The sequence below is a fragment of the Streptomyces sp. NBC_00203 genome (genome assembly GCF_045206325.1).
Classification (GTDB): domain Bacteria; phylum Actinomycetota; class Actinomycetes; order Streptomycetales; family Streptomycetaceae; genus Streptomyces; species Streptomyces lutosisoli.
The window spans coordinates 1,673,174-1,687,806 of sequence record NZ_CP108126.1; the positions used below are offsets into that span (position 1 = coordinate 1,673,174).

Here is a 14,633-nt window from a genome sequence, read left to right on the forward strand (position 1 = left end):
GCGCATAGCGGCGTACGGTCCGGCTGAGGTCGGACAGCGTACGAGCCGGGTCACATGTAACGGCGCGCGGGCGCCGGGCCCACGGCCGACGCGACGGCGTCCGCCAGCGGCTCGATGTCGTCCGGGGTCAGAGTCGAGACGGTGATCCGGATCCCGGGCGGCGCGCTCATCCGGAAACGCGCCCCGGGCGCGACCGCCCAGCCGGAGTGCAGCAACCGCGCGACCGCCCCTGTCTCGTCCGGGACGGGGATCCACACGTTCATCCCGCTGCGCCCGTACGCCTCGATGCCCCGCTCCTTGAGGGCGTCGATCAGCGCGTCGCGGCGCCGTCCGTACGCGGCCGCCACGGCCTTGGCGTCCACCGCGCCGCCGGCCCACAGGTGGACGACGGCCCGCTGGAGCAGATGGCTCACCCAGCCGGGCCCCAGCCGCTGCCGCCCGTGCACACGATCGACGGTGACGGGGTCCCCGGTGAGGACGGCGAGCCGCAGGTCGGGGCCGTACGCCTTGGCGACGGAGCGCACGAAGGCCCAGCTGCGCGTCACCCCGGCCAGCGGGTGCAGGGGCAGGTCGACGATCCGATGCCCGTGGTCGTCCTCGATGAGCAGGGTCTCCGGGTACTCCGCGAGCACGGAACGCAGGGCACGCGCGCGCGTGGCGCTCACCGCGGCGCCGGTCGGGTTCTGCGCCCGGTCCGTGACGATCAGGGCCCGCGCTCCGGCCTCCAGCGCACGGCGTACGTCGTCGGGAAGCGGGCCCTCGTCATCCACACCGACACCGACCGTGCGCAGCCCGAGAGCCGGGGCGAGGTCGAGCAGGCTGCCCCAGCCGGGGTCCTCGACGGCGACGGCGTCCCCGGGCTTGAGATGGACCGCGAGGACGCGCTCGATGGCGTCGAGCGATCCGGAGGTGACGACGACGGGCCCGCCGGGCACCCCGTCCGCGTCCAGGTCGGCGCGCGCGAGCCGCGCGAGCTCCGGTTCGACCGCCGCCGCCCCGTACATCACGGCCTCGCGGTCCGACCGCTCGGCGGCGGCCGCGAACGGCTCGGCGAGACCGGGCAGCAGTCCGCGGTCGGGGTTGCCGTCGGCCACGTCCCGCACACCGTCCGGCACCTCGACCCGGATGTACTCGCGCCCCGTGGTGGCGGGCTTCGAGCGCACCCGGCTGCCTCGGCGGCCCGCGGTCTCGATGACCCCCCGCTCGCGCAGCGTTCGATAGGCGGCCGCGACGGTATTGGGATTCACCCCGAGCCGCTCGGCCAACTCCCGCATCGGCGGCAGCAGTTGACCCGGCTCCAGGTCTCCCGACCCCACCGCACGCTCGACGCTCGCGGCAATCTCGGCTGCGCGACGCCCTTCGATCCGATACTCTCCTAGCACAAAGCAGATTATGCACTAGTGCATTACGAAAGGCAATGGAGAACGCCATGTCGGAGACGACGCAGGAGACGAGCACCCGGCCCGGGACGACGCGGCCCGCTGCCTACACCCCGACCGACCGCACCGTCCCCACCCGTTCCAGGGACCGCGCCGCGTACGACCACGAGCTGGTGCACGCGATACTCGACGAGGGATACGTCTGCCACCTCGGCTTCGTCCGCGACGGCGCCCCGGTCGTCCTCCCCACTCTCTACGGGCGGGTCGGCCGGCGCCTCTACGTGCACGGCTCGACGGGCTCGCGCCCGCTGCGGATGACGGGCCAGGCCGATCCCGGGCTGCCGGTCTGCCTGACCGTGACCCATGTCGACGGCCTGGTGCTGGCCCGCTCGGCCTTCCACCACTCGATCAACTACCGCTCCGTGGTGGTCCACGGCATCGCCCACCAGGTGACGGACCCGGACGAGAAGCGCACGGCCCTCGACGCGCTGGTCGACCATGTCGTCCCCGGCCGCTCCTACGACTCGCGCCCCGCCAACGCCAAGGAACTCGCGGCCACCGCCGTGATCAGCCTCGACCTGGACGAGGTCTCCGCGAAGCTGCGCACCGGCGGCCCGAACGACGAGCCCGAGGACCTCTCGCTCCCCCACTGGACCGGAGTCCTCCCGCTGGCCAAGGGGTACGGCGCCCCGATCCCGGCCGACGACCTGGCCCCCGGTATCGAACTCCCCGACTACCTGACGACCCTCTGATGCTGATCCACCCCTGGGACGCGCCCCGCGACGAGGCCGAGTGGCAACGGTGGCTCGCCACCCACGACTTCGGGCAGCTCGCGGTGAACGGCCTGCCCGGCGAGCCGCCGCACGTGCAGCCACTGCACTTCGCGTACGACGCCCAACGGGGAGAGGCCCTGACCCACTTGGCGCGCCCGAACCCGCTGTGGCCCGCGCTCGAAGCGAACCCGGTCGTGCTGCTGAGCGTGGTGGACGACTACGCCTTCATCCCCGGCCCCTGGCAGGCCCCGCCGGACGCGCCGCCCGAGCACGGCACGCCGACGAGCTTCTACACGGCCGTCCAACTCCGCTGCACCGCCCACGTCGTGGACGACCCACAGGAGAAGGCCGATCTGCTGAACCGCCAGGTCGGCCACTTCCAGCCGGACGGCGGCTCGGCGACCGCCGCCGTCGGCGAGGCTCCGTACGGCCGTCTCCTCGCCGGCATCCGCGGCCTCCGCCTCGAAGTGACCGACGTACGGGCGAAGTTCAAGTACGCGAGCCACAAACCGGAGGAGGTTCAGGAGCGGATCGCGGCCGGGCTGGCCGCGCGGGGCGGACCGGGGGACGCGGCGGCCCGGGAGCATCAGATGCGCAGGCGGGGCTGATTCTCAGCCCGTCCGGCGTTTGAGGACGAGGCCGCTCAGGCCGATACGGGGGGTCTGGAGGCGGGGGGCCTGGGGGCACAGGCCCGAGCGAGCCCGCGCCCCACGCCCCACGCCTCAGACGAGCACCGCTTCCTCCTCGGGCTCCGTGTGCCCACCGACCCCCGCGCCCCGCGTCTCCGCCACCGCGAGCCCCGCGACCGAGCCCAGCATCAGCAGGGTGCCCGCGACGGTCGCCAGGGTGAGTCGTTCACCCAGCAGCCCGACGGCCAGTGCTGCCGCGCTCACCGGCTCCAGGAGCATGATCACGGAGACGGTCGCGGCACGGACGACGGCGGCGCCCGCGAAGAACAGGGCGTAGGCCAGCGCGGTGGGAATGGCGGCGATGTACGCCAACAGGGCCAGGACATGCACCGGTTGGGCAGCGTGCGGGACCAGACCCTCGGCCAGGCCGAACGGCAGCAGGCAGACGGTGGTGACGGCGAACATCCACGCCGTCGCGCCGGACCCGTCGGCTCGGCCGTCGCGGCCCCACCACCGGGTGAGCAGCGTCATCGTCGAGTACCCGGCCGCGGACACGACCGCGAGCACGACGCCCGCGGGGCGCACCGTCGCACCCCCGCTGCCCAGCACCAGCACCCCGAGCCCGGCGAGTGCCCCGGCGACGGCGGCGGTCCCGCCGCGCCCGAGCCGCTCCCCCATGGTCAGCCGCGCGCCGAGCGCGATGAGCACGGGCCCGGCGCCGAGCGTGACGACGGTCGCCACGGCGAGGCCGGTCGCCTCGACGGCGGCGAAGTAGGCGGTCTGGAAAACGGCGAGCCCGAGGCCCGTGACGCCGATCCGCAGGGCCTTGCGGCCGAGCGGCTCACGGACGGCGGGCGCGACCGGCCGGCGCCGCCGCAGCCGTACGGCGAGCAGCAGCACGAGTCCGCCGGCGCAGCGCCAGAAGGAGAGGGCGATCGGCCCCATGTCGCTGGCCCGGTAGACCAGCGACGCGGCCGCACCCGCGGTGCCCCAGGCGGCACCGGCGACGATCAGATAGAGGAGGCCTCGCCCGATGGGCAGGCCTGAAGCAGTATTCGACACGTGTTCTCTCCGCAGATACGCAGAAGTTCAGGAAGGGACCACGTCGCCGCCCATGCCGCGAGGGCAGGGACGTACGGAAAGGTCCTCGGACTTCTTCTGCGGGCAGCACCGTTCCGCCCGGCACCAGGCCGGGCGTGGATTCCGGAGGGCCCGCCTCAGGCGGCCGGAGGCGGAAGAACGAGCGTCGAAGGCATGATCAGCACCCTAGGCGGCGGTTCCCTGGGCCGACAACTCTCTTTCGGCGTCGCTCCCACCGCTGGCGACCGGCCCGTCCGAGGGCTTCGCGGGCGCCGACGACTGCGCGATGAACGCGCCGAGCAGCACCACCGAGCCGCCGATGATCTGCGGTGCCGAGAGGTGCTCGCCGAGCAGCACCCAGGCGAGGACGGTCGCGATCACCGCTTCGAGACAGGCCACGACGCCCGCGACCTGCGGGGAGAGCCGGCGCACGGAGACCACTCCGGTGACGTAGGCGACGACGGTCGCGATCAGCACGATCCAGCTGAGGAGCAGCGCGGCGGGCACGGACGTCCCGTTCATGTCCGCGCTGCCCCCGAGTACGGACCAGTCCATCGTCCAGGGGCGCGCTACGACGGTCAGCACGAGCGTGCCGACGATCAGCCCGTACGCGATCACGCCGAGCGGGTCCGGTGCCTCGTCGCCGGCGTCGCTGCCCTGGTCGGACAGGACGAAGTAGCCGACCTGGCAGCAGGCGGCGCCCAGTGCGAGCAGCAGTCCGACGAGGTCGAAGCTCAGCCCGGACCACACCTCGACCACGCAGGCGAGTCCGCCGACCGCGAGGACGACCCCGAGGGCCGCGGCGCGTGTCACGGGCCGGCGCTGCACAAAGCGCACCCAGCCGAGCACGAGCGCGGGCGCGAGGTACTCGACGAGCAGGGCGACGCCGACGGGGACACGGGAGATCGCGGCGAAGTAGAAGGCCTGGACGCCGGCCACGCCGAGCAGTCCGAAGCCGGCGAGCAGCGCGGGGCGCAGTCGCAGCAGCGCCCGGTGGCGTACGGCCAGCGGCAGCATCACCAGCGCGGCGCCCGTGACGCGCAGCCACACCACGTGGAGCGGGTCGAGCCCCGCTTCGATCAGCGGCTTGGCCGCGACACCCGATCCACCGAAGGCGACCGCCGACGCGAGCGCGAGGCCCAGGCCGACGCCCCTTCCGCGGTTGCCCTGACTGCCTTGAGACGTATGCACCGGCACATGATGACAGGCGGCGACATGAGCGTCATCCCCAATGACACCTGTCTCAACGACTGGGACTCGGCGGCCGGCCCGCCGCCGGGCTCAGCAGTCGGCGTCGCCCCCGCCGACGCACTCCTCCAAGCCCGCCTCGATCCGCCGCAGCACCACGCGTGCGTCGGCTCCCGCACGCCCGAGGACCTCGACGGCCCGTGACTGGGGATCGGCGACGAGCGCCGCGAGGAGGTCAAGACCGCGAGCTTGTTCGTCGCCCCGCAGTACGGCGCGCTCGTACGCGTCCTCCATGGCGCCTGCCGCCACCGGGGACCAGCCCGCCTCGGCCACCACCGGCACGGCGCCGGAGTCCTCGACGGTGCTCTGCCAGCGCAGTCCGTAGCCGATGCTGCGCTGCACGAGATAGCCGAGCAGCCGGGCGACCTGCGGCCCGCCGTCGAAGACCGCGCGCACTTCCGGGTCGGACTCCAGCAGCGAGTGCAGCAGATGGGCGGTGTCGATCTGCCGGTCCCCGTCCCGCAGCGCCCTCCTGCGCGCACCGGAGACCACCGACGTCAGCTCGGCACTGAGCCCGACATCGATGTCCGTACGGTTCGAGCCGCTCTCGGCGGCGGACTGCTGGGGAATACGGGATGGCACAACCCCTACCCCATCAGTCTCTCCGAGCCGGGTCATCCGCGGCGGGCAGCATTTTCGCGTCCGACACAGGGTGGGCAACCATGAGCGGGTTCTCCTCCTTACGGATGACTTCGCGCCGATTTCCCCCTGGGGGCGCGCGCCGCCTTGCTTCGCGCCCCACTCGCAACCGTGCCGCTCCGGCGCTCGTCCCCCGGAACATGGAGAGCAGGTGCTGGCTGGTGATCCTGCCGGCGGTCGACGGCAGGCAGTACGTATACCGGGTGTACGCCCCCGAGGACGCGCTGCTCGCCGACCTGTTCTGGGAGGCATGGCACTGTCACGACGAGGGTCCCCACCCGCGGGCGTGGGACCTGTTCGACGCGGCGGTGATACGACGGGTGGGCTGACCGCCCGTCACCGCGCGACCGCTCGACACCGCTGCTCGCTGCCACTGTTCGACGCCACGCTTCGACGCCGCTGTTCGACCCTCCACAATTCCTGACGGTTCATCAGTATTGAATGTTCCAGGGCCTGCGGCTACGTTCCGCGACACCGTAGCTGCGCCGGGCGCAGCGCCCGACACGAAGGGGTGGTCGCATGGCCGAAGTCAGCGCGGAGGCACGTATCGAGGCACCCGCCGAGAAGGTCTGGGCGCAGCTCACGGACTTCTCCTCGTACGGCGAGTGGAACTCGACCCACACCAGTTTCCCGAAGGGCGGCCCCGCGTCACTCGAGGTCGGCGGCACCTTCGAGGAGAACATGAAGCTCATGGGCTTCCCGGCCGAGGTCAACTGGACCATCGAGGAGCTGGAGACGGCCCGCACCCTGGCCATCCGCGGCAAGGGCCCGATGGCCGTGAACGTCGCCACCCGCTACACCCTGACCCCCGACGGCGACGCCACGACGGTGCGGATCGACGGGGAGTTCACCGGCGCGGCCGTCTCCCTGATGGCCGGCAAGCTCAAGGACTCGGCGACGGCCGCCCTCAACGAGTCGCTGCGCAAGCTGGCCGGACTGGTGGGCTGAGCCCAGCGCGCCGCACCCGTACGCGGAAAGGCGCCCCGCGGAAACACTTCCGCGGGGCGCCGTCAGGTACCACAGCACGCCGTCAGTCCTCGTCGGCGAGGATCAGGTACAGCTTCTTGCGGGCTTCGTTGATGACCGCCACCGCCTTGTCGCGCTGGTCCTTGCTGCCGGTCTTCCAGACCTGACCGAAGGCCTCCATGAGGCCGAAGCCGGCCTGCCGGATCTCGTGCAGCGTCTCCCAGTCGACCCCGCGCCCGGCCTCTTCCCAAGGCGCGTCGGGACCCTCGTCGGCCGCGCTGCGGCCGGACTCGGTGAGCGAGAACAGCTTCTTGCCGCCCTCGGCCTCGCTGGTGATCAGGCCCTCGTCCTCCAGCAGCTGAAGGGTCGGGTACACCGAACCCGGGCTGGGCTTCCACGCCCCGCCGCTGCGCTCGGCGATCTCCTGGATCATCTCGTAACCATGCATGGGCCGGTCCTTGAGCAGGGCCAGGATCGACGCGCGCACGTCGCCGCGCCGCGCCCTCCCCCGGGGCCCGCCCCGACCGCCACGCCCGCCCCAGGGGCCCGGGCCGAAGCCGGGTCCACCGAAGCCGGGGCCACCGGGTCCACCCGGCCCGAAGGGCCCGAAAGCCCCACGCCGCCCCTCGAAGCCGCCCCGACCACGAGGACCGGGTCCGCCGTGGTGTCCATGTCCGTGTTCGTATCCGAAGTCTTCTCCACGGGAACGCATCGCAATCACTCCATTCCATCGTTGATCGGTCGCGATGCGTCAACGATATATCGGAAGCGTTCGGATGACAACCCCCAAGGTCGCCGCACCGGTTTCACCAACGCCGGCACCCCTGAGAACGCTCTGAAACCGCGCTGAATGCGTGCTCGGCCACGCTCCGCGGCATGACGACGACGACCCCGCCAGGGGCAGCGGAGCGGGAGGGGATCACCATGAACGGCCTGCGACTGATCCGTCGGCACGCGGCGGCCTTCGGACGCTTCGCCGGGCTGGGCAGCGGGGTCACCCTGGCGGCCTCGGCGGCCCTGGTCCTGCTTTCGCAGTGGATCCCGTGGATGGCGGCGAACGCGCTGACCACCGTCGCCTCCACCGTGGTCGCCACCGAGCTGCACGCCCGCGTCTCGTTCGGCCACGGACGGCCCGGTCTGGCCGGCCACCTGAAGAGCGCGGCCACCATGGCCGCCGGCTGGCTGGTCACGTCCGCCGCGGTCGGCTCGCTGGCCGCGCTCCGTCCCGGCGCCGGACTCGTCCTGCAACAGACGGTGTATCTGTCTGCCACCGCGCTCGTCGGGATCGGCCGCTATCTCGTGCTGCGTCTGGCTGTGTTCGCGGAGCGCGCCCCGCGGCCCCGGACCGGCGGCGGCGTCCGGTTGCGCGCTGCGTATGACGCTGCGGCGTGAGGGCCGGCGGGGTGGGCCTTCAGAGGCGTGAGGCCAAGGCGCGGCGCGGCTGATCCACATGCCGTCAAGACCGTACGGGCTTAGCGTTCTGAGCATGGGCATGAGGTGCTGCGCCGAATGACCGGGTCCGGCGAGCAGCCAGATGCAGTCGATCCGCTCGGTGCGGCCTTGGCGGCGGCCGTGCGCCGGACGGGTGCCGGGCTCGGGGGCGTCTATCTGGTGGATCCGGATGAATCGGTGGTGGGTCTGGTCGCGCTGTGCGGTATGTCGGTCGACGCCTTCGCGCCATGGTGGCGGAGCGCCTTCGCCCGGCCCGGTCCGGTGCAGGATTCGATACGCAGCGAGCGGCTTGTCTGGGTGAGTTCCCTGGAAGAGCTGGCGCGCCTCTACCCGCGCGCAGCGGCGAACCTCCCTTATCAACTCGCGTTCGCGGTCGCCCCGTTCAGACATGTCCGACACTGCCGGGGTGCGCTGCTGCTCGCGTGGCCTCCCGGTCGTACGCCTCTTCTCAGCCGCGGTGAGCGTGGACGCATCGCCTTCAGCGCCCGGCGCATCGCGCGCGTGCTGAACGCGGCTGTCCGCCCGCCGGTGATTCCGGAGCGGCCCCGTTTCGTCCCTCCGCGTCCCGAAGAGCCGACGCCGCAATCCGCGTCGGCGGCGGCCGGCCTGATCGAACGCCTTCCCCTCGGCACCCTCGCCCTCGACCTCGCGGGGCACATCACCTACGTGAACAACGCCGCCGCCGGACTGCTCGGCAAACCCGCGGAGCAGCTGCTGGGCAGCCAACCGTCGCAGTCACTGCCCTGGCTCGACAACATCACGTACATGGACGCGTACCGCACTGCTCTGAGCAGCCGCGAGAATGTCGCCCTGACCGTCCTCCGGCCGCCGGACCAGTGGCTGGACCTCCACCTCCACGCGGACGACAGCGGCACGAGCATCCTCGTCACACCCCACCGCTCGTCGAGGGCTCGCGGCACACAGCCCTCCACCGAAGCCGCGGCCTCGCCGGAGAGCCGCATCCATCTTCTGATGGTTCTGGCAGCCGCACTGACCGAAACCGTCGGCGTCCAAGACGTCGTCGACCTGGTCGCCGACCAGGTCCTGCCTGCCTTCGGCGCCCAGGGCATGATCATGTCCGCTGCCGATCCCGACCGTATTCGGATCATCGGGTACCGCGGGTACGCGCCTGACGTCATCGAGCGATTGGACGGCCTGCCCGCGGACGCCGATCCGACCCCCGCCGGCCGCGCGATGGCCACCGGCGTGTCCTTGTTCTTCGCCGACCGGGAAGAGCTTGCCCGCCCTTACCCCACGGCGCCGCAACTCACCGACAAACAGGCATGGGCCTTCCTGCCGCTGCTCAGTTCCGGACGCCCGATCGGCGCTCTGCTGCTCGCCTACAACGCCCCCCACCGATTCACCGCCGCCGAGCGTTCCATCCTCACGCCGCTCGCCGGTCTCATCGCCCAGGCCCTGGACCGCGCACGCCTCTACGACGCCAAGCACGGCCTCGCCCACGCCCTCCAGCAGACCCTCCTGCCCCACGCCCTGCCCACGGTGACCGGACTCGACGTGGCCGCCCGCTACCTCCCCGCCAGCCACGGCGTGAACCTCGGCGGCGACTTCTACGACCTCATCCGCCTCACCGACACCACCGCCGCAGCCGTCATCGGGGACGTGCAAGGCCATGACATGTCGGCAGCCGCACTCATGGGCCTGGTACGCATGGCCGTCCACTCCCACGCCACGGCTGGGGCCACGCCCGAGCAGGTCCTCACACGCACCGACCGCGACCTCGCCGACCTGAACGCCAGCCGCTTCGTCTCCTGCCTCTACGCCCACCTCGACCTCGCCCACCACCAGGTGACCCTCGCCAGCGCCGGACACCCGCCCCCGGTCCTTCGACACCCCGACAACCGGGCCCATCCCGTCGCCATTCACCCCGGCCCGCCCCTCGGCGTGGGTCTCGGCACCCACTCCTACCCGCTCACCACGCTGCCGCTGGGCCCGGGGGCGCTCCTCGCCCTCTACACCGACGGCCTCGTGGAGATCCCCGGCATGGACATCGCCCAGACCATCGCCGACCTCGCGGACCGCCTCGGTGAGTGGAGCCGGCTTCCCCTGCACCAACTCGTGGACAACCTCGTCCACCACACTCGCCAAGCCAGTCAGCACACCGACGACATCGCCCTGCTCCTGCTTCAGCCCAACCGCACTGCCGAGCTGTGATCAAACGTCAATCACGGAAGCTTGATGTTCGATGTCACGGGACATCCGGCTTCCGTGCTGTGGCTGGATGCGGTGGGAAAGTTCGCGCGATTTAGAGCTTCGATGATCCACTCCGTGGGCACGACGTAGAAGTCCCAGCGCCACACGGCCGGGTCAGGGCTCGAACAAGGGGAGCGACAGATGTCGAAGCTCAAGGGACAGGTCAAGTGGTTCAACGAGAGCAAGGGGTTCGGCTTCATCACCCCCGCAGACGGCAGCAAGGACGTGTTCGTCCACTTCTCGGCGATCCAGGGCAACGGCTTCAAGACCCTCGCCGAGGGCCAGAATGTCGAGTTTGAGATCCAAGACGGTCAGAAGGGTCCCTCCGCCGTCAACGTCACCGCTATCTGACCGCACCCGACCGACGAACCGGCCCGGTCGAAGCGATGACCGCAGTACCTCAAGGCGTCTGTGCGGCTGCTGGGTCCGGCAGCCGCACAGACGCCCACTGCCGCACCGGGCCGGCGGGCTGATCCTGTGGTACCCGTCCACCAGCCGCAACTGCCTGGGGTTCATCGACGGGCGCATGTTCCTGACGCCGCATGAGCCCACAATCGGTCCACCTCCCCCGAATTGGCCTTGGTCCGCCACTCCACGTGACGGCTAGCGTCGGCCCATGCGGATTCGTATCGTCGACGCCTTCACCGACCGCCCCTTCGCCGGTAACCCGGCCGGGGTCCTCCTCCTCGACACCTTCCCGGACGACGCCTGGCTCCAGAACGTGGCCCTGGAGGTCAACCACGCCGAGACGGCGTTCGCCCGCCGGCTTCCCGAGGGCGGCGAGGCCGACTGGGCGCTGCGCTGGTTCACCCCCGCCACCGAGGTCGCGATGTGCGGGCACGCGACGCTGGCGACCGCGCACGTGCTGCACACCACAGGCGCCCACGAGGGGCCCGTACGGTTCGCCACGCTCAGCGGCGTGCTCATCGCCACGCCCCATGACGACGGTTCGATCACGCTGGACTTCCCGACCGCGCCCCTCACCCCGGTCGCGGTCCCGGACGGCGTCGCCGAGGCGCTGGGCGCGGAGCCGCTCACCGCCTTCGACACCGGGCCGAACATCGGCGACCTGGTGATCGAAGTCGCCGACGAGAAGACGGTCCTGGGCCTCGCCCCGGACCACAAGGCGCTCGCCCGTTACTCCACGCGCGGCATCATCGCGACCGCCCGCGCCGAAGACCCTTCCCGGGGCTACGACTTCGTCTCCCGCTGCTTCTTCCCGAACGTCGGCATCGACGAGGACCCGGTCACCGGCAGCGCCCACACGGCCCTCGCCCCCTACTGGTCCGAGCGCCTCGGCCGCCCCGGTCTCACCGGTCTCCAGGCCTCCCCGCGCTCCGGTCTCGTCCGCACCGAACTGCGCGGCGACCGCACTCTCCTCACGGGCCGCGCGGTCACGGTCATCGAGGGCGAGCTGCTCGCGTAGCGGCTCACGAGAGTCGGGGCACGGCACACGAAAGGGGCGTACGGCAGTCTCGTACGCCCCTTAAGGCCCTGCTCACGCCGTGGGCAGCCACCCCACCTTCCCCGCCAGCAGCGCATAGCCCACGAACGCCCCGATATCGAGCAACGAGTGCGCCACCACGAGCGGCCCGACCCGGCCCCAACGCCGGTACAAATAGGCGAAGACCACACCCATCGCCATGTTGCCGACGAAGCCGCCGATGCCCTGGTAGAGGTGGTACGAGCCGCGCAGCACCGCGCTCGCCATCAGCGCGGTACCCGGCGTCCAGCCCAACTGGCCGAGCCGGCGCAGCAGATACCCGACGACGATGACCTCCTCCAGCACGGCGTTCTGCACGGCCGAGAGGATCAGCACCGGGAACTTCCACCACACATCGGGCAGCGCCTCCGGCACCACGGTGAGGTTGAAGCCGAGCCCACGGGCCGCCAGATAGAAGGCGATGCCCGTGCTGCCGATCACCGACGCGATCGCCGCCCCGCGCCCGAGGTCCGGCCAGGGGCGCGTGCGGTCGAAACCGATGACGCGCAGCCCCACGCCCTCCCGCAGCAGGAGGTGCGCGACCAGCGCGACCGGCACCAGAGCCGACGCGATGCCGAACAACTGCCAGGCCAGATCAAGCCAGGGGCGCCCTGGCGCGGCCGAGGCGTTGAGGGTGGCCGCCTGGTCCTTGAGACCTCCCGGTTTGGTGACCGATCCGACAAAGCTGATCAGCGCGGACACCCCGCTCGCACCGAGCGAGAGCGCCAGGACGAGCAGCGTCTCGTCCCGGAGAATCCGTCGTGTCAGCACCTCCTTCGGAAAAGAATCGGCCACCGACCCCGCCTCCACCTGCACTCCCGCCTCCAGTTGAGTAATCCCGCCTCATCCCCATCTTCGCCCCGCTAGGGTCTCGAAAGAAGTTACGAAGATCGTGCGCGACAGGCCGTTGGGGGGACGGGCGCCGTACGGGGCGTACCTCCCCTTTGTCTGTCTTACGGCTGTCTCACGGCTCAGGGCTCAACAGGGAGAGGCACCACCGTCATGGGACGTCACAGCTTGCCCGACGAGTACGGGGCGGGCGCCGCCGACCCCCGACCTCGCGCGCGCCGCCGCAATGTGGCCATCGCGACGGTGCTCGTGCTCACCGTCGCGGCGGGCACTGCGGCCGCGGTCCGCGGTGGCCTGCTCTCCTTCGGCGCCTCCTGCCAGGACGACGCCGTCCATCTCGAGGTCGCCGCGTCGCCGGATGTGGCGCCCGCGCTCAGGGCCACCGCCGACCACGCCCGCAAGAACAACATCACCTCCGACGGCCGCTGCCTCGACGTCAGCGTGACCGCGCGCGAGTCGTACAAGTTCGCCGACTCGCTGAGGTCGGGCAAGCAGTCCGACGTCCAGGTATGGGTACCGGACTCCGACATCTGGGTGCAGCGCCTCACCGCGGACAGCACCGCGACCAAGGTGACCAACGCGGGCAACGTCGCCTACTCGCCGGTCGGCGTCGCCATGGTCCCGTCGGCCGCGAAGACGCTCGGGTGGCCCGACAAGACGTACACCTGGACCGAGTTGGCCGGCGCCACCATGACGAGCGATCAGCTCAAGCTCGGCGCGGCCGACCCGACGCGCAGCGCGACCGGTCTGCTCGCGCTGACACAGCTCAGCACCGCCGCGGCGCGGACCAAGGGAGGGGACACCCAGGCGGCCGCGATGGCGAAGGCCCTCTCGCAGCGCACCTCCGACAGCGACAGCCAGGTCCTGGACACGCTCCCCCGTGACTCGTCCGGCGCCGAGCAGGGCAACCCGAAGCGCAACCAGGCGCTGATCCTGTCCGAGCAGGCGTCGTTCACGTACAACACCTCCGCCGACGACGGCAACGGGCTCGACCTCTTCTACCCCAAGGACGGATCGCCCCAGCTCGACTACCCGTTCACTCTGGTCGACGAGGAGCGGATGAGTACCGACGAGAGTCGCGCCGCCCTGCGGTTCATGACGCTGCTGGGCGAGTCGGAGCCGCAGAAGATCCTGGAGGAGCACGGCTTCCGCACGAACGACGAGAAACCTTCGGACGGGCTGGTCACCGAGGCCGGCGGCCGCTCCCCGCAGCCGTACGCCCAGGCCTCGGCCGAACCCACGTCGGCGAAGGCTCTCCAGGAGGCGCTCGGCATGTGGACGATCACGGTGCAGAGCGCCCGGATCACCACGGTCGTCGACGCTTCCGCGTCCATGTCCGAGCCGGTACCCGGCACCGACCAGTCCCGCATGGACGTCACCAAGGCGTCCTTGCTGCAGGCCCTCGCCACCTTCACGCCCGAGGACGAGATCGGGCTGTGGAAGTTCTCCACGAAACTCGACGGCGACAAGGACTACCGCGTGCTCGTGCCGACCGAGCGGCTCGGCGACAGCAAGGGCAGCGGCACCCAGCGGGACAAGCTGTCGGCGGCCTTCAGCGCCCTGACGCCCGTCCCCGGCGGGGCGACCGGCCTGTACGACACCACGCTGGCCGCGTACAAGGCGGCCACCTCCTCGTATGTGAAGGGCAAGTTCAACGCGCTGGTCCTGCTCACCGACGGCGTCAACCAGGACCCGGGCAGCATCTCGCGCTCCAGCCTCGTCGCCGAACTGCAGAAGCTCACCGACCCTCAGCGTCCGGTGCCGCTGATCGCGATCGCGGTGGGCCCGGACGCCGACAAGGAGGAGATCGAGCAGATCGCCAAGGCGACCGGCGGCTCGGGCCATCAGGTCAACGACCCTTCGCAGATCCACTCGGTGATCCTCAAGGCGATCGTGGAGGCGGGCAGCCAGAGCTGACCCTCCC

The 14,633-nt window shown here is 71.2% G+C and carries 15 protein-coding genes; 9 read left to right on the forward strand and 6 right to left on the reverse strand.

The window, feature by feature from the left end:
* Positions 1–50: 50 nt before the first annotated feature.
* Positions 51–1,382, reverse strand: coding sequence for an aminotransferase class I/II-fold pyridoxal phosphate-dependent enzyme (locus OG975_RS07840; protein ID WP_406328366.1), 1,332 nt, complete (start codon positions 1,380–1,382; stop codon positions 51–53).
* Positions 1,383–1,429: 47 nt separating this feature from the next.
* Between OG975_RS07840 and OG975_RS07845 the strand changes: the two genes are divergently transcribed.
* The gene (locus tag OG975_RS07845) at positions 1,430–2,131 is read left to right on the forward strand and encodes a pyridoxamine 5'-phosphate oxidase family protein (RefSeq protein WP_406328367.1); all 702 of its coding nucleotides are present in this window, start codon (positions 1,430–1,432) and stop codon (positions 2,129–2,131) included.
* Entirely contained in the window at positions 2,131–2,760 is a 630-nt protein-coding gene (locus OG975_RS07850; protein ID WP_406328368.1) for an FMN-binding negative transcriptional regulator, read from the forward strand. Before OG975_RS07845 ends, OG975_RS07850 begins: the two co-directional genes overlap by 1 nt.
* Positions 2,761–2,874: 114 nt before the next feature.
* On the opposite strand, the gene OG975_RS07855 is transcribed toward OG975_RS07850, so the two are convergent.
* From OG975_RS07855 to OG975_RS07865, 3 genes are all read right to left on the reverse strand, one after another.
* A complete protein-coding gene (locus tag OG975_RS07855) occupies positions 2,875–3,843 on the reverse strand; it encodes a DMT family transporter (RefSeq protein ID WP_406328369.1) in 969 nt (322 codons plus the stop codon).
* 204 nt (positions 3,844–4,047) lie between these two features.
* The gene (locus OG975_RS07860) at positions 4,048–5,058 is read right to left on the reverse strand and encodes an EamA family transporter (RefSeq protein WP_406328371.1); all 1,011 of its coding nucleotides are present in this window, start codon (positions 5,056–5,058) and stop codon (positions 4,048–4,050) included.
* Between the two features lie 84 nt (positions 5,059–5,142).
* Complete coding sequence (locus OG975_RS07865; protein ID WP_406328372.1) at positions 5,143–5,727, reverse strand: Clp protease N-terminal domain-containing protein; 585 nt, start codon at positions 5,725–5,727, stop codon at positions 5,143–5,145.
* A gap of 161 nt (positions 5,728–5,888) precedes the next feature.
* Between OG975_RS07865 and OG975_RS07870 the strand changes: the two genes are divergently transcribed.
* Complete coding sequence (locus OG975_RS07870) at positions 5,889–6,077, forward strand: hypothetical protein (protein WP_406328373.1); 189 nt, start codon at positions 5,889–5,891, stop codon at positions 6,075–6,077.
* Positions 6,078–6,267: 190 nt separating this feature from the next.
* A complete protein-coding gene (locus OG975_RS07875) occupies positions 6,268–6,696 on the forward strand; it encodes an SRPBCC family protein (protein ID WP_406328374.1) in 429 nt (142 codons plus the stop codon).
* Between the two features lie 82 nt (positions 6,697–6,778).
* Here OG975_RS07875 and OG975_RS07880 read toward each other — a convergent pair whose 3' ends face one another.
* Positions 6,779–7,426 carry a PadR family transcriptional regulator gene (locus OG975_RS07880; protein ID WP_406328375.1) on the reverse strand — a complete coding sequence of 216 codons (648 nt, stop codon included), beginning with the start codon at positions 7,424–7,426 and terminating at the stop codon, positions 6,779–6,781.
* Between the two features lie 212 nt (positions 7,427–7,638).
* Between OG975_RS07880 and OG975_RS07885 the strand changes: the two genes are divergently transcribed.
* The 4 genes from OG975_RS07885 (at position 7,639) to OG975_RS07900 (ending at position 11,803) form a co-directional block, all read left to right on the forward strand.
* Positions 7,639–8,106: a hypothetical protein gene (locus tag OG975_RS07885; RefSeq protein ID WP_406336195.1), complete on the forward strand. Its 468-nt coding sequence runs from the start codon at positions 7,639–7,641 to the stop codon at positions 8,104–8,106.
* A 117-nt stretch (positions 8,107–8,223) separates the two neighbouring features.
* Positions 8,224–10,338, forward strand: coding sequence for a SpoIIE family protein phosphatase (locus OG975_RS07890; protein ID WP_406328377.1), 2,115 nt, complete (start codon positions 8,224–8,226; stop codon positions 10,336–10,338).
* A gap of 180 nt (positions 10,339–10,518) precedes the next feature.
* Positions 10,519–10,728: a transcription antiterminator/RNA stability regulator CspE gene (cspE, locus tag OG975_RS07895; RefSeq protein WP_280696269.1), complete on the forward strand. Its 210-nt coding sequence runs from the start codon at positions 10,519–10,521 to the stop codon at positions 10,726–10,728.
* 265 nt (positions 10,729–10,993) lie between these two features.
* Positions 10,994–11,803, forward strand: a complete 810-nt coding sequence (locus tag OG975_RS07900; protein ID WP_406328378.1) for a PhzF family phenazine biosynthesis protein — start codon at positions 10,994–10,996, stop codon at positions 11,801–11,803.
* A 72-nt stretch (positions 11,804–11,875) separates the two neighbouring features.
* Here the strand turns inward: OG975_RS07900 and OG975_RS07905 are convergent, their stop codons facing one another.
* Positions 11,876–12,676 carry a CPBP family intramembrane glutamic endopeptidase gene (locus OG975_RS07905; protein WP_406328380.1) on the reverse strand — a complete coding sequence of 267 codons (801 nt, stop codon included), beginning with the start codon at positions 12,674–12,676 and terminating at the stop codon, positions 11,876–11,878.
* 186 nt (positions 12,677–12,862) lie between these two features.
* Here OG975_RS07905 and OG975_RS07910 point away from each other — a divergent pair, with 186 nt between their 5' ends.
* The gene (locus OG975_RS07910) at positions 12,863–14,626 is read left to right on the forward strand and encodes a substrate-binding and VWA domain-containing protein (RefSeq protein WP_406328381.1); all 1,764 of its coding nucleotides are present in this window, start codon (positions 12,863–12,865) and stop codon (positions 14,624–14,626) included.
* Positions 14,627–14,633 lie beyond the last annotated feature (7 nt).